Source organism: Alsobacter sp. (assembly GCF_059501845.1).
Genome location: NZ_JCACDK010000018.1, coordinates 728,017 through 751,086 on the forward strand (window position 1 = coordinate 728,017; position 23,070 = coordinate 751,086).

Sequence of the window (23,070 nt, forward strand, 5' to 3'; positions counted from 1 at the left end):
TGCCTGCGGCGGGCTGTTGCAACGGCGCGCCTCAGGCGCTACCGGAACCCGCCATGGCCTCCACCGACGAGCTTCTCGCGCGCTGCCTGCAGCTGCATCCCAAGCTGATCGACCTGTCGCTGGGCCGCATCGAGCGGCTGCTCGGCCGGCTCGGCAACCCGCAATTGCGCGTCCCTCCCGTCATCCACGTGGCGGGCACGAACGGCAAGGGCTCGACCGTCGCCTTCATGCGGGCCGTGCTGGAGCAGGCCGGGCTGGCCGTGCATGCCTACACCTCGCCGCATCTCGTGCGCTTCCACGAGCGCATCCGGCTGGGCGCGCCGGGTGGCGGGGCGCTGGTCAGCGAGGCGAAGCTCGCCTCGGCGCTCACCCGCTGCATGGAGGCCAATGACGGCGCGGAGATCACTTTCTTCGAGATCACGACGGCCGCCGCGTTTCTCCTGTTCTCCGAGAATCCGGCCCACGTCTTGCTGCTCGAAGTCGGCCTCGGCGGGCGCGCCGATACCACGAACGTGATCGAGAAGCCGCTCTCGGCCGTCGTCACATCGATCTCCATGGACCACGCCGAGTTCCTCGGCGACACGCCGGCCAAGATCGCGGCCGAGAAGGCGGGCATCTTCAAGCGCGGCGCCCCTTGCGTGATCGGCTACCAGGACCATCCGGAGGCGCGCGAGGTGCTCGAGCGCATGGCCGCGCGCACGGGAGCCCCGGTGATGGTCGCCGGGCAGGATTTCCATGTGCAGGAGGAGCAGGGCCGCCTCGTCTACCAGGACGAGAACGGGCTGCTCGACCTGCCGCTGCCCCGCCTCGCCGGCCGTCACCAGCACCGCAATGCCGGCGCCGCCATTGCCGGCCTCCGGGCGGCGGGCTTCGGGCGCCTCCCCGTGGCCGCCTACGAGGCCGGGATGACGTCCGCCGACTGGCCCGCACGCCTGCAGCCGCTGCGCCGCGGCAACCTCCTGCCGCTGCTGCCGGCGGAGACGGAGCTGTGGCTGGACGGCGGGCACAATCCCGATGGCGGCCGTGCGGTGGCCAGCGCGATGGCCGAGCGCGAGGACGCCGATCCGCGCCCGCTCGTGCTCGTCACCGGTATGCTCGGCACCAAGGACGCGCTCGGCTTCCTGGAGCCCTTCGCCGGGCTCGCCCGCGAGGTGCTGGCCGTCGCCATCCCCGGCGCCGCGGCGACCCGCCCGGCCGAGGAGACCGCCGCCATCGCGCGCGCGGCCGGCCTTCCCGCCAGCGCCCACCCTGGCGTCGAGGAAGCGCTCCGCGCCATCGCCGCGCGCGAGTGGCCGGTGCCCCCGCGCGTGCTGATCTGCGGCTCGCTCTACCTCGCCGGGGCGGTTCTGGCCGCCAACGGCACCCCGCCCACCTGAGCACCGGAGCGCGGGTCTCCAGACCCGCATCTTTTGTCAGCCAGGCGAACGGCGCGTCTGAAGACGCGCGGTCCCGGGCCGCGCCGGAGCGCGGGTCTTCAGACCCGCATCTTTCGTCAACGAGGCGAACAGCGCGTCTGAAGACGCGCGGTCCAGGGCCGCACCGGAGCGCGGGTCTTCAGACCCGCATCTTTCGTCAACCGGCGAACGGCGCGTCTGAAGACGCGCGGTCCAGGGCCGCGCCGGAGCGCGGGTCTCCAGACCCGCATCTATCGTCAACCGGCAAACGGCGCGTCTGAAGACGCGCGGTCCAGGGCCGCGCCGCGCCTACTTGCCCTTGCAGCTGCCGGCGATCGCCTGCTCGAAATCGGCGGCGGTGGAGGCGGTCTCGGCCGTCTTCACCCGCTTGTCGGTGTCGGTGAGGCAGCGGCCGTAGATCGCGTTGGCGGACTTCGCCGCGCGCACATGCTCGCGCCAGGCGTCGCAGAGCTTCGCCTGGGAGGCGTCGGCCAGGGCGGCAAGCCTGTCCTGCTGGATGCGCATGGTGCTTTCCGCCACCATCAGGTCGCGCTTGCACGCCGCCGTGTCGAGGCTGCCGGCGGAAGCGGGGGCGGCGAGCGCCAGCAGGAAGGCCGCCACACGCGCGATCCTTGGGAACAGCGATCTCATCCGAGGTTCAGCTCCTTGAAGAAGTCGTTGCCCTTGTCGTCGACGACGATGAAGGCGGGGAAGTCCTGGACCTCGATGCGCCAGATCGCTTCCATGCCGAGCTCTGGATACTCGATGACCTCGACCTTGCGGATGCATTCCTGCGCCAGCCGCGCCGCCGGGCCGCCGACGGAGCCGAGATAGAAGCCCCCGTGCTTCGCGCAGGCGTCGCGCACCTCCTTCGAGCGGTTGCCCTTGGCCAGCATCACCATGGAGCCGCCCGACGACTGGAACTGCTCGACATAGCTGTCCATGCGCCCGGCCGTGGTGGGGCCGAAGGATCCGGAGGCGTAGCCTTCCGGGGTCTTGGCCGGACCGGCATAGTAGACGGGGTGGTTGCGGAAATAGGCCGGCATCGGCTCGCCGCGCTCCAGCCTCTCGCGGATCTTGGCGTGCGCGATGTCGCGCGCCACGATCATCGGGCCATTGAGCGACAGGCGGGTGCGGATCGGATAGGCGGACAGCGTGCGCAGGATCTCCGGCATGGGCCGGTTGAGGTCGACCTTGACGACCTCCCCCTCCAGCGCGTGCTCGTCGATCTCGGGCAGGAAGCGGGCCGGGTTGGCCTCCAGCTCCTCGAGGAACACGCCGTCGCGCGTGATCTTGCCCAGCGCCTGCCGGTCGGCCGAACAGGAGACGCCGAGCCCGATGGGCAGCGACGCGCCGTGCCGGGGCAGGCGGATGACCCGCACGTCGTGGCAGAAATATTTGCCGCCGAACTGCGCGCCCACCCCCAGCGACTGCGTCAGTCTGTGAATCTCGGCTTCCATGTCGAGGTCGCGGAAGGCGTGACCGCTCTCCGATCCATGGCGCGGCAGCGCGTCGAGATAGCGCGTCGAGGCGAGCTTGACCGTTTTCAGGTTCTGCTCGGCCGAGGTGCCGCCGATGACGATGGCGAGGTGGTAGGGCGGGCAGGCGGCGGTACCGAGCGTCAGGATCTTCTCCTTGAGGAAGCCGACGAGCCTGTCGTGCGTCAGCAGCGACGGCGTGCCCTGGAACAGGAAGGTCTTGTTGGCCGAGCCGCCGCCCTTGGCGACGAAGAGGAAACGGTACTCGTCCTCCCCCTCCGCATAGAGCTCGATCTGCGCCGGAAGGTTGTCGCGCGTGTTTCGCTCCTCGAACATGGAGAGCGGCGCCAGCTGTGAATAGCGCAGGTTGCGCTCGAAATAGGCGTCGCGCACGCCTCCGGCGAGCATGTCCTCGTCGGCTCCGTCGGTCCACACGCGACGGCCCTTCTTGCCCATGATGATGGCCGTGCCGGTGTCCTGGCACATCGGCAGGATGCCGCCCGCGGCGATGTTGGCGTTCTTCAGCAAGTCGTAGGCGACGAACTTGTCGTTCGATGTCGCCTCGGGATCGTCGAGGATGGCGCGCAGCTGGGCGAGATGCCCGGGCCGGAGGAGGTGGTTGATGTCGATGAAGGCCTGCCGCGATAGGGCGCGCAACGTCTCCGGCGAGACGTCCAGGACCTCGCGGCCGCCGAGGTTCTCGAGGCGCGGGGCGGGCACGTCCAGCCGGCGATAGGGAGTGGTGTCGGGTCCGAGCGGGAAGAGACCGGTGGCGGCCATCGCGTGCCTCGCGGAAAAGCGTCGTCTGTGCAGCTTCTAGGCCCGCATGCCGGCCTTTCCAAGTGGCCGAAGGGTGCAGGCGCGGCGGGCGCCGCGACGTGGGGTGCACGATGCGGCATGGAAAGTGTTGCGCCGGCGCGCGTTGACACTGCCTGAATCCGCACGCCAGAGTGCTTGGGAAGGACGAGCCCGCTCCCCATGAATCACCCCGATTTCCCCCACCCCGCGCTCGTCGGCGACATCGGCGGCACCAATGCGCGCTTTGCCCTGGCGGAAACGCCCGGCGCGGAGCCGCGAATCCTCGCCAAGGTGAAGACCCGCGATTTCGCCGGTCCGCAGGCTGCCATCGAGGCCGTGACGCGGGACCTTCCGGTCAAGCCACGCTCGGTGCTGCTGTGCGGGGCCGGCCCGGTGAATGGGCTCACCTGCCACCTGACCAACGCCGACTGGTTCATCGACGGCGCCCAGCTCGCACCGGCGCTGACGCTGTCGCAGGGCTTCCTGCTCAATGATTTCGAGGCGCAGGCGCTGGCGCTGCCCGCCCTGCCGCCCGCGGCGTTGCGGACCATCGGGCCCGACCTGCCGGAAGGGCCGGGCGCGCGCGTCGTGCTGGGCCCCGGCACTGGCCTCGGCGTCGGCGCGCTGGTGAAGGCCGGGGACCTCTGGGTGCCCATCCCAAGCGAGGGCGGCCACATCGACCTTGCCGTCGACGGCGAGGACTGGCCCGTGCTGAGCCGGGTCGAGAAGGTCATGGGCCGGCTGACGGCCGAGGTGGTGCTGTCGGGGTCCGGCATCGCGCGGCTGCACGCCGCACGCAGGGCGGTGCTGGGCGGCTCCGGGCCGGACGACACGATCGCCATCGTCGAGACGGCCGTCGCCTCGCCCGGCGGGCCGGAAGCCGAGACGATCCGGGAGTTCCTGCGCCTGCTGGCGCGCTTCGCCGGCGACATGGCGCTGACCTTCGGCGCCACCGGAGGCGTCTACCTGTCCGGCGGCATCCTGCCACGCATCGCGCCGCTGCTGGACGCCGATGCCTTCCGGGCGGCCTTCGACGGCAAGGAGCCCGTGGACTGGCTGCCGCGCTCCATCGCCACGCGGCTCGTGGTGAGCCCGGACGCCGTGCTGCACGGCATGGCCGCCATCGCGGCGGCGCCAAGGCGCTACCTGCTCGACTACGACCGCCGGATGTGGGTTCGTTGAGGCCGGCGCACGGCGCCGGCGCGGATCATGCCGCGTTGGACGCGGCGGCAGCCTGGGTGAGGATGGCGTAGAGCGCCGCCTGGTCGGCGGTCGTGCGCAGCTTCTGCGTCACCACGGGGTCGCGCAGCACGCGGGCCACGCGCGCCAGCGCCTTGAGATGGTCCGCTCCCGCCGCCTCGGGCGCGATGAGCAGGAAGACGAGGTCGACGGGCTCGCCATCCAGCGCCTCGAAGTCGATCGGCCTTTCCAGCCGGGCGAAGAGGCCGAACAGCTTCTCCACCTTGGCGAGCTTGCCGTGCGGGATGGCGATGCCGTGGCCGATGCCGGTGGAGCCCAGCCGCTCGCGCTGCAGCAGCGTGTCGAAGATCTCGCGGTCCGGCAGGCCGGACATCTGGGCGGCGCGATGGGCCAGTTCCTGCAGGGCCTGCTTCTTGGTGCCGACCCGCAGCGCCGGAATGATCGCGTCGGATCTCAGAAAGTCGGAAAGAGGCATGGGGGCCCTGATTCTGTCGCCACCTGGGAGCGGCCGGGATGCATGAAGCAGGCCAGCCGAGCGCGTTGTGGTCCTCGTCGCGGGGGCGTCATTGACCGTCGGGGGAGAGCGTCGAAGGATCGATCCACCCGATGTTTCCGTCCGTCCGGCGGTACACCATGTTGACCCGTCCGGAGCCGGCGTGACGGAACACGACGACGGGGGTCCCCGTCAAGTCCAGATCCATCACGGCCTCGCTCACCGAGAGAGTGCGCACATTCTTCTTCGTCTCGGCGATGACAACGGGATGAAAGTCCGTGACTTCGTCCTCCTCGTCCTCGTCGGGAGCCTGGATGACGTAGGAGGGAATCTCGATGCCGAGGCCCGGCGCGGGGGCGGGCGCCCGGTCCTTGAGGCGCTGCTTGTAGCGGCGCAGGCGCTTCTCGATGCGGATCGCAGCCTGGTCGGCGCTCTGGTAGGCGTCGTGGGCGGCGCCCTCGGCCTGCAGCGTCACGCCGGAGGACAAATGCAGCGCGCAGTCGGTGCGAAAGCCCGTGCCCTCGCGCTTGACCGTGACATGCCCGGTGAAGCTGCCGTCGAAGAACTTGGACACCGCGCCGGAGACCCGGTCCACGACCTGCGCCCGGAGCGCTTCGCCGATATCGAGGTTTTTTCCCGAGACGCGAAGCGACATGGGTCTCACTCCCTCGGCTTGCGCGGTGAGCCGCCGCCGGACCGGCGAAAGGCGCCTGCGCGACTCCCTCGGCAAGACCTAAGGATGGCCCTTGCCGAAGTCAATGAGCGGCCCGCCGGAGGCACGCGCGGGCGTTGTCCTCAGCGCGCCCCGGCCATGGCGAGCTTTTCCCGCCGGCGTTCGACAGAGGACGGAATCCGCAATCCTTCCCGGTACTTGGCCACCGTGCGGCGGGCAATGTCGATGCCGGAGTCGCGCAACTTCTGGACGATGGCGTCGTCCGACAGCACATCGTCGGGGCTCTCCGCCTCGATCATCTGCTTGATGCGGAAGCGAACCGCCTCGGCCGAATGTGAGTCCGATCCGCGTGTGCCCGCGATGGCGGCGGTGAAGAAGTACTTCATCTCGAAGATGCCGCGCGGCGTCGACACGTACTTGTTGGAGGTGACCCGCGACACAGTGGATTCGTGCATTCCGATGGCGTCGGCGACCGTGCGCAGGTTCAAGGGCCGCAAGTGCTCCACCCCCAGCGCCAGAAAGGCGTCCTGCTGGCGGACGATCTCGCTGGCCACCTTCAGGATCGTCTTGGCGCGCTGCTCGAGGCTGCGGGTGAGCCAGTTGGCGGTCTGCATGCAGTCGGCGAGGTAGGCCTTCTCCGGCTCTTTCTTGGCCGAGCGGGAGACCTTGGCGAAATAGGTCTGGTTCACCAGGACGCGCGGCAGCACGTCGGAATTGAGCTCCACCGCCCAGCTGCCGTCGGCGGCGTTGCGGACATAGACGTCGGGCACGACCGGCTGGATGGGAGCGCCGCCGAAGCGCAGGCCCGGCTTCGGGTCGAGGCGGCGCAACTCGCCGACCATCTCGGCGAGGTCTTCCTCGTCGACACCGCAGGCTCGCCGGAGCGCGGCGAAGTCGCGCCGGGCGAGGAGGTCGAGATGGGCGACCAGCGCCTGCATGCAGGGGTCGTAGCGATCCTCCTCCCTCAGCTGGAGCGCCAGGCATTCGGAGAGGTCGCGCGCCCCGATGCCGGTAGGCTCGAAGCCGTGGATGAGGCCGAGCACGGCCTCGACACGGGCCAGCGGCACACCCAGGCGTTCGGCGACGGGCTCGAGCGGGTCGCGCAGGTACCCCGCCTCGTCGATCAGGTCGATCAGGGCCTGGCCGATGATCCGGTCGGTGGGGTCTGCGGTGGCGACGTGGAGCTGCTCCTCCAGCATGTCGTGCAGGGAGGTCTGCGCCGCGACGAAGGCCTCGAGGTTGACGTCCTCGCCACCGTCGCGGCCGCCGGGGCCGACGCCCGTCCAGCCCCCGGCGGAGAGCTGGATGCCGTCCGTCTCCGCCTGCGCCCTGGCCGGCGCGGCAGCGGGCTCGGCGTCGTAGACGTTCTCCATGGGTGTGCCGAGGCGTGCCTCGATCTCGCCCGCCTCGACCGGAAGGTCCTTCGCCAGCCAGTCTCCCTCGGCGGGACCCGCCTCCGGAACGGGGATCTCGGGAGCCTCGCGCATGTCGTCGGGATCACCGGCGCGTTCCAGCAGCGGGTTGCGCTCGAGCTCGCCCTCGACATAGCTGGCGAGCTCCGCGGAGGAGAACTGCAGGAGCTTGATCGCCTGCAGCAGCTGCGGCGTCATCACCAGGGCCTGTCCCTGGCGGATCTCCAGCCGCTGCGAAAACCTCATGACCCTCTTTCCCGGCACCCTGTCCGGCACGAAACTTGCCTTCGTTCCATCAATAGACTGGAACGGGGCTGCGGGTCAAAGGCGCAGGGCGAGGGTGGTTGCCGGGCTGTTGACGAATGCGGCGGCAGAGACGATCCGCCGTCCCGGCAGACAGAACGCGAGCGGTCTTTTCCGGCCCGAAGACGGCGCCGGGCACGCCGAGGCGCTAGCAGAGGCCGGCGTCACTGTCCGCAGGCCGCGTCCCGGCTGCGGGCGCAAACCGGCGTTCCGTCAGAGGCGAAAATCCTCGCCGAGATAAAGCCTGCGCACGTCCTCATTGGCGATGATCTCGTCCGGACGGCCTTCCATCAGCACGCGGCCGGAGTGGATGATGTAGGCGCGGTCGATGAGGCCCAGCGTCTCGCGCACATTGTGGTCGGTGATCAGCACGCCGATGCCGCGGGCGGTCAGGTGGCGGACGAGCGACTGGATGTCGCCCACGGCGATCGGGTCGATGCCCGCGAAAGGCTCGTCGAGCAGCATGAAGGATGGGCCGCCGGCCAACGCCCGCGCGATCTCGCAGCGTCGCCGCTCGCCGCCCGAGAGCGCGATCGACGGCGACTTGCGCAGCCGCTTGATGTTGAACTCCTCGAGCAGGCTGTCGAGCTCGGCCTCGCGGCGGTCCCGGTCGGGCTCGACCACCTCGAGCACGGCCCGGATGTTGTCCTCGACGTTGAGCCCGCGGAAGATCGAGGCCTCCTGCGGCAGGTAGCCGATGCCGAGGCGGGCCCGCCGGTACATGGGCAGGCTCGTGATGTCGTGCCCGTCCAGCGTGATGCGGCCCGCATCGGCGGCGACGAGCCCGGTGATCATGTAGAAGATCGTGGTCTTGCCGGCGCCGTTGGGCCCGAGCAGCCCGACCGCCTCGCCGCGGCGGACATAGAGCCCGGCGTCCTGGACCACCTGCCGGCTGCGATAGGCCTTCGCCAGTCCGGTGACGGTGAGAATGCCGGCCGCGCCTTCCGACTGCAGACGGCCGTCGTCGCCCCAGACCGCGTCCGGATAGCCGGCGGGTTCGGCGCCGTAGCCCTCGTGGGGAGGGGGCACTTCGGCGTTGCGCTTGCGCAGGAGCATGGGCTGGAGCTCGTCGGTGGCGGGTCGTTTAACGCGGCGGACGCGACCCTGCAATTCAGCTCTTGGGAGCGGGCGTCTTCGGCTTGGCGCCCGTCTTGGCACCCGGAGTGGCGTTGTCGTCGCCCGGCACGAAGACGCCGCGGACGCGCCCGGTGGACGCCCCGCTCTCCACGACGGCGACGCCGTTGACCGTGTCGTAGACGAGCTTGTCGCCCTTGGTGACGTTCTCGCCCTGGCTCAGCGCGACGTTGCCGGTGAGGATGATCTTGTTGGCGGACCTGTCGAAAACGCCTTCGTTGCCGGTCGCGACCTGGTCCTTGGAAATGACGGTGACGCCGCCCTTGGCTTCGACCCGCTTGAGCTGCGTGCCGCCGCTGGGGGCCGCGGCGGAGGCTGCCTCGGCGGCGGCGTCGGCCTGCGGCGCGTTGGCGTTGTCGCGCTCGTAGAACACGATCATCGTCGCCGACTTGATCGTCGTCTCGCCCTGAACCGCGATCACGTTCCCGCTATAGACGGCGCGATTCTCCTTGCTGAAGACCTCGAGCTTGTCGGCGTCGATCTGGATCGGTTCCTTCGAGTTGCCGAAGGCAGGCACCGGGCCGGGGTTCTGCGTGGCCTTGGGCTGCGCCGGGGTCTGCGCCGCGGCCGGCAGCACGAGAAGGGCGGCAAGGGCGAGGACGGTTGTGCGGTTCATGGCTTCACATCCTTGACCGGGGCGGCCTGCGGCTGGGGAGACGGAACGGTACCCGGAGGCGAGGCCGGCTTCGGCTCGTCCGGGACCACTTTCATCTTGGTGCGTACGCGGCCGTTGAAGACGATCCTCTGGCCGTTGTCGACCATCTCGAGGCCCATCGCCTCGATGGTGCCGCCCGTGAACTTGACCGACACGGGATCGTGGCTTTCGACATTGCCGGCCTTGAACTCGATCTGCGCGGACTTCATCCGCACGTCGTAGCCCGAATCGGTGCGGACGCGGACATCATCCGTCAGGTCGAGCTTGTCGGCGCTGCTGTCGTAGACACCGTTCAGGGCATCGACCGTGGCATAGCTCCGGTCCTGCAACGCGATGCGTGCGTTGATTTCCTTGAGCTCGATGACGTTGGGCTGCTTGATGTCCTGCGCCGCCCAGCGGGCGTTCACCTCGTAGGGCCGCATGTCCTTCTTGAAGCCTGTGAGCTTGGGCAGCTCCATCGTCACCTTCGTGCCGTTGAGCGTGATGGCGCCGACCGAGACGTTCCCGGGCAATGACTTGAAGGGCTCGAAGAAGGCGAAGAACAGGATGGCGCCGACCGCCAGCACCGCGCCCACCGGGATCGCGCGGCGGAGCAGGCGGACGCGCCTGGAGTGCCGTACCGCGGCGCGGTAGCGCCCCTCGGCCTCGAAGTCGCCCTCCATCGATCCGCCAAAAGCCATGCCGCGCCGATTCTCCGTGTCTCCACCCCCGGACCACGGGAGCGTGTCCTAGATATGGTGCTGCCGGGGGCGGCTTTCACCCTCGGCCCGGCCGGTGACCCTGTTCAGGGGTAGCCGTGGCCGAAAATGTCGCCGTCCTCGAAGCCGTCCAGGTCCAGCCGCGCCCGCGTCGGCAGGAAGTCGAAAGCCGCCTGCGCGAGCCCGGTCCTGCCCTCGCGGGCCAGCATCATGTCGAGCTTGTCCTTGAGGGCATGCAGATGCAGCACATCCGATGCGGCATAGGCGAGCTGCGCCTCGCTCAGCGTGGCGGCGCCCCAGTCGGAGGATTGCTGCTGCTTGGAGATTTCCTGGCCCAGCAGCTCGCGGACGAGATCCTTGAGGCCGTGGCGGTCGGTGTAGGTGCGCGTCAGCTTGGAGGCGATCTTCGTGCAGTAGATCGGCTGCGGCATGACGCCGAATCGGTTGGCGAGCACGGCGAGGTCGAAGCGCGCGAAATGAAAGAGCTTGAGCACCGACGGGTCGGCGAGAAGCCGCGTGAGGTTCGGCGCCGGAGCGTCACCCGGACGCAACTGCACGAGGTCGGCCGTGCCGTCGCCGCGCGACAGCTGCACCAGGCAGAGCCGGTCGCGATGGGGCTTCAGGCCGAGTGTCTCGGTATCGATGGCGACGCTGGGGCCGAACGCGGCGCCGTCGGGCAGGTCGTCCTTGTGCAGGCGGATCGTCATGCGGAGCTTCGGCAGGCCTCGGGACGGGATGGGGAGCGTCACCCTCAAACGGCACGCCGGGTGGCGGATAGCACGGGAAACCTTTGCGAACCATCAATCCCGCGTGTGCGGGCGCACGTCACCGACGCAGCGTGGAGACTCGAACTGAAAGTCAAAGCACGAAGCGGGCCACTCACGGTCGGGGGCGAGGACACTGTCGGCCGGCGCTCATCCGGGCCTGGCCGATCCGATGCAGGACGCGATGTCGAGCGATGCGGATGGTGCCCAGGAGAGGACTCGAACCTCCACCTCTTGCAAGACTGGTACCTGAAACCAGCGCGTCTACCAATTCCGCCACCTGGGCACGGCGCGTCTCATACGGGTGCCGCAAGGCGCTGTCAACGATGCCATCGCCGCCTCCCCGTGCCCCGCGCCAGCCGGGAATCCGGGGCGACGCTCCTGCGGCCGAACGTATCGGACACAATGCCGTCCGCCGATTGGCCCTTGTATCGCCACGAATGCTGATCCAATCTAGGCTTAATACGCAATGCAAGGAGTACGGCTCATGCGCCGCCCGCCGCATTCACTCGATGGCCGCAACCCGGCCCTGAGGCTCGTCCTCAAGAACGCGGCGCTGGGCTCGCTGCTTGGCCTCGGCTTCGCCATGACCCTCGTGGCCGTAGACGCGCACGGCCTCGGCACGCTGATCCGCGCCTCGGATACAGGCGTCCTCGCCTTTCTGCTGCTGGCCGGCGGCTTCATGGTGACCTTCGGCAGCCTCGTTGCCGGCGGGGCCGTCATGACCATCGGTGGCGAAGAGCGTGGCCATGGCGGCCGCGGCCTCGGCGCGGCCCTCGTCCCCGTGCCGGTCAGGGCGCGTCGCCGCGCCCCTGTACAGCGCGACCGGATGTGACTAAGAGCCTCCCGTCGGCAGGAGGCTCTTCCACATGACCGCGACATCGCAGCAGCTCGTCACCGTTTTCGGCGGCTCGGGTTTCGTCGGCCGTCATCTGGTGAGGGCGCTGGCGCGCCGCGGATACCGCATCCGGGTGGCCGTGCGCCGTCCTGACCTCGCCAACTTCCTGCAGCCGCTCGGTACCGTGGGCCAGATCCACGCGGTGCAGGCCAATCTGCGCTACCCCGCGTCCATCGCGCGTGCCCTCGAGAACGCCGACGCCGCGGTCAACCTCGTCGGCATTCTCTCCGAAGGTGGCCGCCAGACCTTCGACGCGGTGCAGGCGCAGGGTGCGCGCGCCGTCGCCGAAGCCGCCGCGGCGGCCGGGATCACCCGCTTCGTCCAGATGTCGGCGCTCGGCGCCGACCCCGACGGCGTATCCATCTATGCGCGCACCAAGGCCGAGGGGGAGGCCGCCGCGCTCGGGGCCGTGCCCACCGCCGTGGTGACGCGCCCGTCCATCGTCTTCGGGCCGGAGGATTCCTTCTTCAACCGCTTTGCCGCGCTGGCGCGCATGTCCCCTGCCCTGCCGCTGATCGGCGGCGGCGAGACGCGCTTCCAGCCCGTCTTCGTCGGCGACGTGGCCGAGACGATCGCCCGCGCCATCGACGGCACGCTCAGGACCGGCACCATCTACGAGCTGGGCGGACCGGAGGTGAAGACCTTCCGCGAGCTCATCGAGTACGTGCTCAAGGTGACAGGCCGCAAGCGCCTGCTGCTGCCGCTGCCCTTCGGTGCCGCGCGGCTGCAGGCCGGCGCCCTGGAGGGGTTGAAGTTCGCCACCTTCGGCCTGCTGCCGGAGGAGTTCCTGCTGACGCGGGACCAGGTGGACCTGCTCGGTCGCGATAACGTCGTCTCGGCGGAAGCCGCCGCGGACGGCCGGACGTTCCAGGGCATCGGCATCGCGCCCGAGACGATCGAGGCCGTCGTGCCGAGCTATCTGTATCGCTTCCGCAAGTTCGGCCAGTTCGACCGCTCGAAATACGCTTGACCCCGGCGGGTTTCGCTACTTCCCGGCCTTCACCTTCGCCCACAGCCTGTCGATGACAGGCTGCAGCTTCGCGTCGGGCGCCGGCACGGCGAAGAGCCGGCGCATGGTCTCGGGCGGCGGGACGACCGCCGGGTCCTGCTGCATCGCCTGGGGCAGGAGCGGCCGTGCCGCCTCGATGGCGGGGGTGCCACCGACGGCCGCGGCGTTGCGCGCGGCCACGTCCGGGCGGGACAGGTAGGCCACGAAGGCGTCGGCGGCCCCGGGGTCGGGAGACCCGGCCGGCCGGACGAACACGTCGAACCAGACGGGCGCTCCCTCGCGCGGCACGACGAAGGCGATCGGCGGGGCATCCTCTCTCCCCTCGAGCCTCCGCCGGGCCTGCAGCACGTCGGCCGAGGAGGCCAGCGCGATGCAGGCGTCGCCGGTCGCCAGGGCGGCCGAGACGTCGGCGGAGGAGAGCCGCCTCACCGAAGGCCGCATGCGCATGAGGGCATCCGCCGCGCGCTGGTAGTCGGCCGCGTTGCGGCTGTCGGCGGGCAGGCCGGCAAAGCGCAGGGCGGCGGGGAAGACATCCGCCGCCCGGTCCGGCAGCAGGATGCCGCAATCCTTGAGGCGGGAGGCGTTGTCGGGCCGGAACAGCGCGTCCCAACCCTCGACGGGCTTCTCGCCCAGCCGCTCCCGCACGTCCTGCGCGGTATAGCCGATGCCGAGCGTGCCCCACATATAGGAGACCGAGAGGCCCTGCGGGTCGAGCACCCGCAGCCGTTCGGCGAGGTCGGCGGGCGGTCTATCCTGTGAACCGTGCGCGAGGGCGGCGATGGCCTGGCGTGCCGCGAGTCCGACGACGAGGTCGGCGGGAACGATGGCCAGGTCGTACCCGGTCTTTCCCGCGCCGAGGGCGGCAGCGGCCGTCTCCGGCCGGTCGTAGCTGTCATAGGTGACGGCGATGCCCGTCTCGGCGGTGAAGGCGTCGAGAACCGCCCCGTCGACGTAGTCGGCCCAGCCATAGAGCGCCAGCGTGCGCCTGTCGTTCGCCGCCGCCGGCGTCACGGCCAGAACGCTGCAGACGGCGATGGCCGCCAGCAGGCGCCTCACCGGGCCCGCTCCACGACGTCCTGCAGCCGCTCCAGCGCGGAGTCGAGCACGCTGTCCTGCTTGGCGAAGCAGAAGCGCACCACGCTTCGCACCGGGTCCTGCGCATAAAAGGCCGAAACGGGAATCGCGGCGACGCCGTGCTCGCGCACCAGCCGCTCGCAGAAGGCAACGTCGTCGGTCTCGCCCAGGGGCGCGAGGTCGACATTGATGAAGTAGCTGCCGGCGCTCGGCAGCACGGTGAAGCCCGCCCCGGCGAGCCCCGCAGCGAATCGGTCGCGGCTGCGCTGCAGGCCCTCGCGCAGGCCGCGGAAGTACGAATCGTCCTTGGCCATGCCGAAGGCCACGGCGGCCTGCAGGTTCGGCGGGGTGGTGAAGGTGATGAACTGGTGCGCCTTGGCGAGCACGCGCATCAGGGGCGGCGCCGCCATGGCGAAGCCCACCTTCCAGCCGGTGAGCGAGAAGATCTTGCCGGCGGAGCCGATCTTCACGGTCCGCTCGCGCATGCACGGCAGCGCCATCAGCGGCTGGTGGGCGAGGCCGTCGAAGACGACGTGCTCCCAGACCTCGTCGCAGACGGCGACGGCGTCGTGCTCGACGCAGAAGCGGGCGAGCAGGGCGAGATCCTCCTGCCCGAAGACGGTGGCGGTCGGATTGAGGGGGTTGTTGAACAGGACGACCCGCGTGCGCGGCGAGAAGGCCTCGCGCAGCATGGCCTCGTCGAAGCGCCAGTGCGGCGGCTTCAGGTTCACCAGCCGGGGCACGCCCCCGGCGCGGCGCACCAGCGGCAGATAGGCGTCGTAGAGCGGCTGGAACAGCACCACCTCGTCGCCCGGCTCGATCAGCGCCATCAGCGCGCCGGCCAGCGCCTCGGTGGCGCCGGAGGTGACCATCACCTCGCTTTCCCAGTCGAGATCGAGGCCCTGGTGATGCCGGTAGTGCGCTGCGACGGCCTGGCGCAGCTCGGGCGTGCCCATCATGGGCGGATACTGGTTCCACCCGTCCATCACCGCATCGGCCGCCCTGCGGCGAACGTCCTCGGGGCCGGGATCGTCGGGGAAACCCTGGCCCAGGTTGATCGCGCCGGTCTCGCGCGCCAGCCGCGACATGGCCTCGAACACGGTGGTGGGCAGGTCGGCGAAGATCGGGTTCATGCGGCAAGGCTCCGGTCCCGCGGCTCTCCTACCACAGGTCGGGGGCTTGCCGCGAAACACATGCGGCCCGGACGATGCCGGGCCGCTGAAGGCAGGTTCTGGAAACAGCCCGGCGTGGATGCCGGGCCCGCAGCCTATCAGACGTTCGAGGTGATCCAGCGCGACAGCTCGCCCTTGGGCGCCGCGCCGACCTTCTGCGAGGCGACCTTGCCGTCCTTGAACATCATCAGCGTCGGGATCGACCGGATGCCGAGCTGGCCGGCGACACCGGGGTTCTCGTCGACGTTCAGCTTGACGATCTTCACCTTGCCGTCGAGCTCCTTCGAGATCTCCTCGAGGGCCGGGGCGATCATGCGGCAGGGGCCGCACCACTCGGCCCAGAAGTCGACGACGACGGGCGTGCCGGATTCGAGCACGTCGGACTTGAAGGTGGCGTCGGTGACGGCGGAGGTCATGTCTGGATCCTTTGAGTGCGCCGGGGTCAAGGGCCGGCTGCGTCGTGACGAAAGCTAGGAAGGCGGCGGCGGCCGGTCAAGCGTGCGTCACGCAGCCTTGATGCGCGCCAGCGCCGTGTCGAGGGCCGCGCCGGGGATCGTCATCACCGCCGGGCCGGACGTCCACACCAGCAGGCAGCGCACGGTGCGGCCCGGAAAGAGCCTCGACAGCAGGGCTCGGTACACGGCCAGCTGGGCGACGTGCGACTGCGGCACGTCCTCTGCCGACGCGGGCGGCGTCGCGCGTGTCTTGTAGTCGGCGACCAGAACCTCCTCCGGCGTCACAGCGAGGCGGTCGACCTGCCCGGACACCGCCACCATCGCCCCGCCCGGGCCCAGAGGCAGGCGGCCCGACAGCGGCGCCTCCGCCCGGCTGCCGGGGCCGAACAGCGCCGCGAGGGCGGGATCGGCGAGCAGCGCCAGCACCTCGTCCACGAGTCGCGTGCGCCGCTCGGGCGGCAGCGCGGCGCCGCGCACGGCCGCCAGCGCGGCCGCAGCCTCGCGGCGATGGGCGGGATCGCAGGCGGGAAGGCTCTCCAGCAGTGCGTGGGTGACAGTGCCGGCCAGGCGGGCCTCGCGCAGGAAGGGCGTGTCCACCGCGCGCTGCGGGGCGTCGGCCGCATCGAGCGCACTGGAGGGACGCACCGGCGGACGGGCCGGCGGCTCCGGCGCGATGGCACGGGTCAGCCAGGACGTGTCGGCGCTATCCCGGGCCGCCGCAACCCGCGGCTCCGCGGGCGTGGGCGGCGGGAACGGCTTCGTCTGGTAGCGTCTGACGCTGACGCCGCCCGGCAGCTCCACCGTCGCCATGACGGGGTCGAGCGTGACCGACACCATCTCGTACCAGCAGCCCGGCGTGCGCTTGTTCTGGCCCTCGAAGCCGCAGACATAGAGCCTGTCTTTCGCCCGGGTCATGCCCACGTAAAGGAGGCGATGGTACTCCTGCCACGCCGCCGCGTGCAGGCGGGCCCGCGCAGCAGAGGTGGCGGCGCAATCGTACTTCTTTCCCGCCGACCAGACCGGCAGTGCGCCGCCGGTAGCGTCCGGCACCATGAGCAACGGGTCGTCCTTCTTGCCGTCCGGCGCGGTGCAGGTGTCGGCGAGGAAGACGACGGGTGCCTCGAGCCCCTTGGCGCCGTGCACCGTCATGACGCGCACCTCGTCGGCACGGTCGTCCATGTCGCGGCGGATGGTGAGGTCGACGCCTTCCAGCCCGGCGAGAAACAGCGAGAGCGAAGGGGGCTGGCGCTGCTCGTGCTCGAGGGCGAGGCGCAGGAACTCGTCGACGGCGTCGCGCGCCTCGGCGCCGAGGCGCGAGAGCATGGCGCGCCTGCCACCCTCCGGGCCGAGAACGCCGGCATAGAAGGCGAACGGCCCGCACTGTCGGGCCCGCTCGCGCCAGCGGTCGAGCTTCTCCTGGACCATGGCGAAGAGCGGGTCTGTGGCGGCCAATTCCGCCACCGTGGCGGCGAGGCTGCTGTCGCCCCGGTCCCAGGCGGCGCGCAGCAGGTCCTCCTCCGTCAGCCCCACCAGGGGCGACTTGAGAAGGCAGGCGAGCGTCAGATCGTCCTCCGGCAGCAGCGAGGCGCGGCCGAGCGCGACGAGGTCGAGGACGGCGATGTGGCGGGTGAGCTTCAGCTGGTCGGCGCCGGCCACCGGCACTCCGCGGTCCTTCAGCGCCTTGATCACCGCCTCGAAGAAAGCGTTGCGCTGGCGCACGAGAATCAGCACGTCGCCGGGCCGGATGCGCCTCCCGGTCTCGTCCCCCTCGGTCTGCCAGCGCGCCAGCAGGTCGGCGATGCGCAAAGCGAGGCGGACGGCGGGGGCGCCGGCTTCCGGCTCGTCCAGCGGCTTCGCCCAGGCGTCGGGATCGGGCACGACGACGGGCTTCTCGGTGTCCCACACCTCGACGAGCCCGGGCGCGCCGATGCGGGCCGATGAGTGCGAGGTGGCGACAGGGGCGGCAAAGGCGAGGCTGGAATAATGCTCCGCGATGCCGAACACCCGGTCGACAGCCTGCAGGATCTCCGGCGCCGAGCGGAAAGACAGGTTCAGGCTCTCGTCGTGGAATTCCCAGCGCGACGGCTGGGCCTCCTTCAGCGCGAGGATTCGCGTGCCGAAGATGCGGCGCATGTCCTCGAAGACAGCCGGGGCGGCGCCCTGGAAGGAGAAGATCGACTGCTTGGGATCGCCCACGGCGAAGATGGTGCGCGGCTTCGTCGTCCGGCCCTCGCCGGCGACGAAGTCCTCGGCGATGGCGCGCAGGATGGACCACTGCGCCTCGCTGGTGTCCTGCGCCTCGTCGACGAGGATGTGGTCGATGCCGCGGTCGAGCTTGTAGAGCACGAAGGCGGCGTCCGAGCGCGAGAGGAGCGCGGCGGTGCGGCCGATGAGGTCGTCGAAGTCGAGCGCCCCTCGCGCCACCTTCGCCGCCTCGTAGCGGCCCGCGATGGCGTCGGCGATGCGCATCAGCGCCATGGTCCGGTCGAGAGCCTCGACGGCACGCAGCCGGTCGAGCCCGTCGAAGACCCGGCGCGATTCGGCCTGCAGCGCGGCCGCCAGCGCCGGCAGGCGCTTGACGAAGGCGGAAGTCAGGAACTGGCCGTCGGCGCGCGGCTTCGCGCCGTCGGACGTCACCATCACGCAGGTGTAGTACTCCAGCGCGACGTCGTCGTCGGTGGCCCGCGCCGCGTGGTCCAGCTCCTGCCCACGCTTCTTCTCGTTGCTCGAGCCCGCCAGCAGCTCCGCCGCCGCTGCCGGCCATTCCGAGCGCGGGAAACCGCCGTCGAGGAAGTCGCGCACGATGTTCGGACGGGTGGCATCCGGCGAAAGGCCCAGCGCTTCCGCCATCCGGGGGCGAAGCGCGGCCAGCCCCTCCTCGCCCCGCGCCTCCTCGCGCAGGAAGCCCGTCAGCTTCATGGCGCAGGCGACGAGCCCCTCGAAGCGGTCTTCCGAGGAGGCCTCGTTGACAGTCGCCAGCGCTTCCGCCAGCGCGGGATCGATGGTGCCTTCGGCGCGGGCCAGTACCTCTGCCCTGGCTCGGGCGAGGAGTTCGGCCTTGCCGAGGTCGTCCAGCACCTCGAAGCGGGCGGCGACGTTGGCTTCGAACGGAAACAGGTGCAGCAGCCGCTCGCAGAAGGCGTGGATGGTCTGGATCTTCAGCCCGCCCGGCGTCTCCACCGCGCAGGCGAAGAGCCGCCGTGCCCGCCGCAGCCGGTCGCGGGGCGGCGACGCCCCGTCCACCTTCGCGACCTCGGCGGCGAGTTCCTCCTCGGGCAGGCTCACCCATTTGCCGAGCGTGCCGAAGACACGTGCCGACATGTTGGCCGCCGCTGCCTTGGTGAAGGTGATGCACAGGATCCGCGCGGGGTCGACGCCGTCCAGCAGCAGGCGGATGACGCGGTACGCCAGCACGGTGGTCTTGCCGGAGCCGGCATTCGCCGACACCCAGGCCGAGGCGCGGGGGTCGGAGGCGCGGGCCTGGGCCAGCCGCGTGACGGGCGGGACGACGATGTCGCTCACGCTTCGTCCTCCCCGCCATCGCCGCTTTCGCCACCCGTCGCCGACCACTCGGCGAAGCGGGCCAGATGGTCGTAGGAGTTGTAGCGCTTCGCGAACTTGTTCGCGGTGCGCGAGCGGAAGCCGCGCTCACCGCTGCGGTACTCGCCCAGCAGCGCCACGAGGCTGTCGAAGTGGTCCCTGGCGAGCTCATGGGGATCGAAGGGGAACTTGCTGTCCTGCACCACCTTCTCCTCGCCCGCCGGCACGCCGCCGCTGAGCCGCACATAGAGAAGCTCGCCGACACGCTCGCCGGCCGGGACCCCCTCGAAGGCGCCGCGCTTGGCCATCTCGGCCTCCAGCGTCAGCTGCGGCGAGAAGCCGATGCGCACCACCTTGCCGGTGGGCACCTCGCCCGTCTTGAAGTCGACCACGGCGATGCCGCCGCCCGGCAGCAGCTCGATCCGGTCGGCGCGGCAGGTGAGGGTGAAGGGGGAGCCGTCCGCCAGCGTGAAGGACAGCTCGCCCTTGCGCTCGGCGATCACCTTGACCCCTGGACCGCGTCGGCCGGCCTCCCATGCGGCGGCGAAAGCCGCGATGCGCGCGAAGCGGGGCCACCAGAAGGCGCGGATGTCGGGCCGTCCGTAGAGTTCCGGCGTCTTGTCGAAGGCCTCGCGGCCCAGCTTCAGGAGCTGCTCCCGGGCATCCGGCGGCAAGGCGTCGGGGAAAGCCTGCGCGAAAGTGCCGAGCACGTCGTGCACGAGGCTGCCGCGCACGGCCACGCTGGGCGGCGTGCCGACGGGGTCGAGCGGATCGAGTGCCAGCACGTGCTTGGCGTAGACGGCGTAGGGATCGCGCACCAGCGTCTCGATCTCGGTGACGCTGAGCCGGGCCGGCAGCTTCTCCGCCCCGGGCCGCGGCTCGGGCCGCTTCAGCCGCGGTGCGGGCAGCGGCGCATCGAGGCTGCGGGCGAGCTCCAGCCAGGATGCGCCGCGCGCTTTCGGGTGATCGAACAGCTCTCCTGCGACGGCCTGGAGCCGCTGCAGGAAACGCGACGCCACGGTCGGGTCGCCGCCGCGCTTGGCGGCGCGGGTCAGCACGACGCGGCGCGCACCCATCGCCTGCGCGAAGTCGTGCGCCGTCTGCCCGATGCGCCGTTCCGGTGAGGGCAGATGCAAGTCCCGCCGCATCGGCCGGTTGAGGAACGCGTCGCTGCGCGTTTCCGGGGGCCACGCCTTCTCGTCCAGCCCGCCCAGCACCAGCGTGTCGGCGCACAGGAGACGGGCCTCCAGCAGGCCCCAGATCTTGACGCGGCGGTGCCCATCGCCCGTCTGCGACACGGCACGGCCGGCGCCGAGGCCGCCGAAAAAGGCGGGGTAGTCGTCGAAGGTGCCGGAGAGAGCCCGGCCCGAGCCGGCGCGAACCTCGTCGAAGAGGGCCGCCAGCGCTTCCTCGCTGGAGTCGCTGCCGTGGTCCTCGGCGGGGCCGGGGCGCATCAGCGCCGCGCATGCCGCCTCGTGGGCGGGCACCAGGGCGGTGAGGTCGATCCGGCCCTCTTGGCGGACGAAGCCGGAGAACGCGTCGCGCAGGGCGTTCACCACGGCATGCGCGGCGTCCCAGTCCTCCCGGCCCAGCCGCCGCCGGGGCCGCGGCGGGTGGCGGTCCCGCCCGCTCGAGCGGATGGCGAGGGAGGCAGCCAGCGCCTCGAGGCCGGGAGCGGGCGCCGGCCCGCGAAGCACGCCGATCTCCAGCGCGACCCGGCCCCGCTCGCGCAGATCCGGCGTCAGGCCGAGGCGGCAGAGCGGATGGGCGAGCAGGGCGATGACGTGCGCCGGTGCTGCCTCCCGGGCCGCCAGCTCCGCGGCGAGGCGGGCCAGCATCCCGGCGGGCGAGCGATCGAAGGGCTGGCCGGCGGAATCGTCGACACGGATGTTCCAGCGCCGGAGCTCGGCCGCGACGCGCACGGCCAGCGCCCGGTCGGGCGTGACCAGCGCCGCCGTTTCGTCGGGGCGCTCCAGCGTCTCGCGCAGCACCACGGCGATGGCGGCGGCCTCCTCGCGGTCGTCGGCCGCCTCGACCACGGCCACGCCTGCGAGCGCCGCCGCGATGTCGGCGGCGGGCAGGCGCTCCGGGGCGTCGGCCCACAAATGAGTCGTCTCAGCCGGCCGCAGCGCCTCCGACACCAGCCGCTCGCGCGCGGCCAGTGCGGGGTCGGGCGTGCCGAGCAGGCGCACGTCGGCGCGCTCGAGCCCGAAGCGCTGGACGAGGCGGGCTAGGATGGCCTGCGGGTGGCCGGGATGGCCGTCGACGCCGAACTCGGTGGGGGCGAGGACCGCCTGCCAGGAACTCTCGTCGAGGTGGGTATCCAGCCCCGGCAGCACCACGGCGCCCCGTGGCAGGCGGGAAATTGCGGCCAACAGCGTGGCGGTGGCGGGCATCGAGCCCGTCGAGCCGGCCGCGATCACCGGCGCCGCCGGCCGGTCCCGGTCGAGGCGCCCGGCCTCGCGGGTCAGGATCAGGTAGCGCCGCATAGCGCCGTCCATAACGCCGCGCTCCTGGCAGAGCTTGGGCCAGGCGTCGGCGGCGATGGCGAGGAAGTCGCGCGTGATGCGCCAGTAGGCGCCGAATTCGTCCGGCACGAGGCGGTGCACGTCGTCGCAGGTGCGGCCGTGGATGGAGAGCGAATCGATCAGCCGCCCGAGATCCCCCGCCAGCGCCAGCGCGTCGGCCGGAGAGGCCGGGACGAGCAGCGGTTCCTCCGGACGCAGGCGCAACATCGCCCGGTCCACCTGCCGCGCCCAGGCGAGGATGAGCTCGGCCAGCGCCAGCCGGCGGGCCGTCTCGCCCACCTCGGGCGGCAGGGACAGGTCGGCGGCAAGGCCGTCTCCGATGCCGTCCAGCAGCAGGTTCTCCTCTGCCTCGTCGACGTCGCCCAGCGGCACGATGCGCGGCAGGAGCACGGCATCGCCTCCTGCCCGGTCGGCCAGAAGCGTCGCGAGGGCCCGCGCGGCGCGGCGCGTCGGCAGGTAGACGGTGCCTTCCGACAGCGAGAGGGGATCGCCCGCCACGGGCCAGCCGGGCACCAGCGTCCCGGCCACGATCGCGTCGGCCAGGGCGGGGAGGAACGGGACGCCCGGCGAGATGGTGAAGACGCGCGGCACCGCCCGGTGCGCCGGCGCGGAATTGTCAGCGGACACTGGCGGCGATCTTCGTTTCTGCGAGGCCGATGGCCTCCGGTGTGCCGACATGCAGCCAGAGCCCGTCGAGCCTGAGCCCGTAGAGCCGCCCCGCCTCGGCGGCGCGGTTGAAGACGAGGTTCAGCGAGAACGCGCCGTCCGGGGTCCCGTCGAAGAGGTCCGGCTTCAGGATGGCTGCGCCGGCATAGACGAAGGGCACCACCTCGCGTTCCACGCGCCGGCGAAGCCGGCCCTGCGCGTCCATCTGGAAGTCGCCGATGCCGTCATAGCCGGTGGACGCCGCCGTGGAGGCGACGAGCAGCAGCACGTCCTGGCGGCCGGGGTCGAAATGCCCGGCGAGGCGCGCGAGGTTGGAGATGGGCCCGTCGATCCAGAAACTGTCGGCGTTCAGCACGAAGAAAGGCCCGGACCCGAGATGCGGCAGCGCCTTCTTCACGCCGCCGCCGGAATCCAGCAGCGCCTCGCGTTCGTCCGAGATCACGATGCGCGGGCGGCGGCGCTCGGCGAGGTGCGCCAGCATCTGGTCGGCGAAATGGTGGACGTTGACGACCGCCAGCTCCACCCCCGCTTCCGCCAGCGGGTCGAGGTTGTGGTCGAGCAGCGTCTTGCCGGCGACGCGCACCAGCGGCTTGGGGATGCGCTCGGTGATCGGGCGCATGCGCGTCCCCAGGCCCGCGGCGAGCACCATGGCGCGGGCGGGCACGACGGATCGGGAACGGGCTGTCATGGGGCGGCCGGAATGGGACGATGCGGCGGGCGGCGCGG

Annotated in this window: 19 protein-coding genes and 1 tRNA gene; 4 read left to right on the forward strand and 16 right to left on the reverse strand. The window is 71.0% G+C overall.

Going from position 1 to position 23,070, the window contains the following annotated elements; genetic code table 11:
- The first annotated feature begins 53 nt into the window (after positions 1-53).
- The gene (locus tag AC5JCN_RS18305; protein ID WP_495756522.1) at positions 54-1,376 is read left to right on the forward strand and encodes a bifunctional folylpolyglutamate synthase/dihydrofolate synthase; all 1,323 of its coding nucleotides are present in this window, start codon (positions 54-56) and stop codon (positions 1,374-1,376) included.
- A gap of 327 nt (positions 1,377-1,703) precedes the next feature.
- On the opposite strand, the gene AC5JCN_RS18310 is transcribed toward AC5JCN_RS18305, so the two are convergent.
- On the reverse strand, positions 1,704-2,045 hold the full coding sequence (locus AC5JCN_RS18310) for a hypothetical protein (RefSeq protein ID WP_495756523.1): 342 nt from the start codon (positions 2,043-2,045) through the stop codon (positions 1,704-1,706).
- The gene (locus AC5JCN_RS18315; RefSeq protein ID WP_495756524.1) at positions 2,042-3,652 is read right to left on the reverse strand and encodes a fumarate hydratase; all 1,611 of its coding nucleotides are present in this window, start codon (positions 3,650-3,652) and stop codon (positions 2,042-2,044) included. The genes AC5JCN_RS18310 and AC5JCN_RS18315 overlap by 4 nt, the downstream gene beginning before the upstream one ends.
- A 198-nt stretch (positions 3,653-3,850) precedes the next feature.
- Between AC5JCN_RS18315 and AC5JCN_RS18320 the strand changes: the two genes are divergently transcribed.
- Positions 3,851-4,852: a glucokinase gene (locus AC5JCN_RS18320; protein ID WP_495756525.1), complete on the forward strand. Its 1,002-nt coding sequence runs from the start codon at positions 3,851-3,853 to the stop codon at positions 4,850-4,852.
- A 25-nt stretch (positions 4,853-4,877) separates the two neighbouring features.
- Here AC5JCN_RS18320 and ptsN read toward each other — a convergent pair whose 3' ends face one another.
- The 8 genes from ptsN to AC5JCN_RS18360 all read right to left on the reverse strand — a co-directional run bounded on the left by ptsN (position 4,878) and on the right by AC5JCN_RS18360 (position 11,288).
- On the reverse strand, positions 4,878-5,345 hold the full coding sequence (gene ptsN / locus AC5JCN_RS18325) for a PTS IIA-like nitrogen regulatory protein PtsN (protein WP_495756526.1): 468 nt from the start codon (positions 5,343-5,345) through the stop codon (positions 4,878-4,880).
- 88 nt (positions 5,346-5,433) lie between these two features.
- The gene (gene hpf / locus AC5JCN_RS18330) at positions 5,434-6,018 is read right to left on the reverse strand and encodes a ribosome hibernation-promoting factor, HPF/YfiA family (RefSeq protein WP_495756527.1); all 585 of its coding nucleotides are present in this window, start codon (positions 6,016-6,018) and stop codon (positions 5,434-5,436) included.
- Between the two features lie 140 nt (positions 6,019-6,158).
- Complete coding sequence (gene rpoN / locus AC5JCN_RS18335) at positions 6,159-7,694, reverse strand: RNA polymerase factor sigma-54 (protein WP_495756528.1); 1,536 nt, start codon at positions 7,692-7,694, stop codon at positions 6,159-6,161.
- A 270-nt stretch (positions 7,695-7,964) separates the two neighbouring features.
- On the reverse strand, positions 7,965-8,807 hold the full coding sequence (gene lptB / locus AC5JCN_RS18340; RefSeq protein WP_495756529.1) for an LPS export ABC transporter ATP-binding protein: 843 nt from the start codon (positions 8,805-8,807) through the stop codon (positions 7,965-7,967).
- A 55-nt stretch (positions 8,808-8,862) separates the two neighbouring features.
- Positions 8,863-9,501 (reverse strand): lipopolysaccharide transport periplasmic protein LptA, encoded by a 639-nt coding sequence (gene lptA, locus AC5JCN_RS18345; protein ID WP_495756530.1) that lies wholly within the window; start codon positions 9,499-9,501, stop codon positions 8,863-8,865.
- Positions 9,498-10,220, reverse strand: a complete 723-nt coding sequence (gene lptC / locus AC5JCN_RS18350) for an LPS export ABC transporter periplasmic protein LptC (RefSeq protein ID WP_495756531.1) — start codon at positions 10,218-10,220, stop codon at positions 9,498-9,500. The genes lptA and lptC overlap by 4 nt, the downstream gene beginning before the upstream one ends.
- A 104-nt stretch (positions 10,221-10,324) precedes the next feature.
- Positions 10,325-10,945, reverse strand: coding sequence for a ribonuclease D (locus AC5JCN_RS18355; protein WP_495756532.1), 621 nt, complete (start codon positions 10,943-10,945; stop codon positions 10,325-10,327).
- A gap of 258 nt (positions 10,946-11,203) precedes the next feature.
- Positions 11,204-11,288 (reverse strand) — tRNA-Leu (locus tag AC5JCN_RS18360).
- A 201-nt stretch (positions 11,289-11,489) separates the two neighbouring features.
- Here AC5JCN_RS18360 and AC5JCN_RS18365 point away from each other — a divergent pair.
- Both AC5JCN_RS18365 and AC5JCN_RS18370 read left to right on the forward strand, forming a co-directional pair.
- Entirely contained in the window at positions 11,490-11,837 is a 348-nt protein-coding gene (locus AC5JCN_RS18365) for a hypothetical protein (protein WP_495756533.1), read from the forward strand.
- A 34-nt stretch (positions 11,838-11,871) separates the two neighbouring features.
- A complete protein-coding gene (locus AC5JCN_RS18370) occupies positions 11,872-12,870 on the forward strand; it encodes a complex I NDUFA9 subunit family protein (protein WP_495756534.1) in 999 nt (332 codons plus the stop codon).
- A 15-nt stretch (positions 12,871-12,885) separates the two neighbouring features.
- On the opposite strand, the gene AC5JCN_RS18375 is transcribed toward AC5JCN_RS18370, so the two are convergent.
- The 6 genes from AC5JCN_RS18375 to AC5JCN_RS18400 all read right to left on the reverse strand — a co-directional run bounded on the left by AC5JCN_RS18375 (position 12,886) and on the right by AC5JCN_RS18400 (position 23,032).
- A complete protein-coding gene (locus AC5JCN_RS18375) occupies positions 12,886-13,965 on the reverse strand; it encodes an extracellular solute-binding protein (RefSeq protein WP_495756535.1) in 1,080 nt (359 codons plus the stop codon).
- A complete protein-coding gene (locus tag AC5JCN_RS18380) occupies positions 13,962-15,116 on the reverse strand; it encodes an aminotransferase (protein WP_495756536.1) in 1,155 nt (384 codons plus the stop codon). The genes AC5JCN_RS18375 and AC5JCN_RS18380 overlap by 4 nt, the downstream gene beginning before the upstream one ends.
- 137 nt (positions 15,117-15,253) lie before the next feature.
- Entirely contained in the window at positions 15,254-15,571 is a 318-nt protein-coding gene (gene trxA, locus AC5JCN_RS18385; RefSeq protein WP_495756537.1) for a thioredoxin, read from the reverse strand.
- 87 nt (positions 15,572-15,658) lie between these two features.
- Positions 15,659-19,132, reverse strand: a complete 3,474-nt coding sequence (gene addA / locus AC5JCN_RS18390) for a double-strand break repair helicase AddA (protein WP_495756538.1) — start codon at positions 19,130-19,132, stop codon at positions 15,659-15,661.
- Positions 19,129-22,305 carry a double-strand break repair protein AddB gene (gene addB / locus AC5JCN_RS18395; RefSeq protein WP_495756539.1) on the reverse strand — a complete coding sequence of 1,059 codons (3,177 nt, stop codon included), beginning with the start codon at positions 22,303-22,305 and terminating at the stop codon, positions 19,129-19,131. Before addB ends, addA begins: the two co-directional genes overlap by 4 nt.
- Complete coding sequence (locus tag AC5JCN_RS18400; protein ID WP_495756540.1) at positions 22,295-23,032, reverse strand: nucleotidyltransferase family protein; 738 nt, start codon at positions 23,030-23,032, stop codon at positions 22,295-22,297. The genes addB and AC5JCN_RS18400 overlap by 11 nt, the downstream gene beginning before the upstream one ends.
- Positions 23,033-23,070: the final 38 nt, after the last annotated feature.

Excerpts from the sequence above, each read along its gene's own strand:
- AC5JCN_RS18305 (WP_495756522.1), top strand. The coding sequence starts at position 54 with ATGGCCTCCACCGACGAGCTTCTCGCGCGCTGCCTGCAGCTGCATCCC.
- AC5JCN_RS18310 (WP_495756523.1), bottom strand. The coding sequence starts at position 2,045 with ATGAGATCGCTGTTCCCAAGGATCGCGCGTGTGGCGGCCTTCCTGCTG.
- AC5JCN_RS18315 (WP_495756524.1), bottom strand. The coding sequence starts at position 3,652 with ATGGCCGCCACCGGTCTCTTCCCGCTCGGACCCGACACCACTCCCTAT.
- AC5JCN_RS18320 (WP_495756525.1), top strand. The coding sequence starts at position 3,851 with ATGAATCACCCCGATTTCCCCCACCCCGCGCTCGTCGGCGACATCGGC.
- ptsN (WP_495756526.1), bottom strand. The coding sequence starts at position 5,345 with ATGCCTCTTTCCGACTTTCTGAGATCCGACGCGATCATTCCGGCGCTG.
- hpf (WP_495756527.1), bottom strand. The coding sequence starts at position 6,018 with ATGTCGCTTCGCGTCTCGGGAAAAAACCTCGATATCGGCGAAGCGCTC.
- rpoN (WP_495756528.1), bottom strand. The coding sequence starts at position 7,694 with ATGAGGTTTTCGCAGCGGCTGGAGATCCGCCAGGGACAGGCCCTGGTG.
- lptB (WP_495756529.1), bottom strand. The coding sequence starts at position 8,807 with ATGCTCCTGCGCAAGCGCAACGCCGAAGTGCCCCCTCCCCACGAGGGC.
- lptA (WP_495756530.1), bottom strand. The coding sequence starts at position 9,501 with ATGAACCGCACAACCGTCCTCGCCCTTGCCGCCCTTCTCGTGCTGCCG.
- lptC (WP_495756531.1), bottom strand. The coding sequence starts at position 10,220 with ATGGCTTTTGGCGGATCGATGGAGGGCGACTTCGAGGCCGAGGGGCGC.
- AC5JCN_RS18355 (WP_495756532.1), bottom strand. The coding sequence starts at position 10,945 with ATGACGATCCGCCTGCACAAGGACGACCTGCCCGACGGCGCCGCGTTC.
- AC5JCN_RS18365 (WP_495756533.1), top strand. The coding sequence starts at position 11,490 with ATGCGCCGCCCGCCGCATTCACTCGATGGCCGCAACCCGGCCCTGAGG.
- AC5JCN_RS18370 (WP_495756534.1), top strand. The coding sequence starts at position 11,872 with ATGACCGCGACATCGCAGCAGCTCGTCACCGTTTTCGGCGGCTCGGGT.
- AC5JCN_RS18380 (WP_495756536.1), bottom strand. The coding sequence starts at position 15,116 with ATGAACCCGATCTTCGCCGACCTGCCCACCACCGTGTTCGAGGCCATG.
- trxA (WP_495756537.1), bottom strand. The coding sequence starts at position 15,571 with ATGACCTCCGCCGTCACCGACGCCACCTTCAAGTCCGACGTGCTCGAA.
- AC5JCN_RS18400 (WP_495756540.1), bottom strand. The coding sequence starts at position 23,032 with ATGACAGCCCGTTCCCGATCCGTCGTGCCCGCCCGCGCCATGGTGCTC.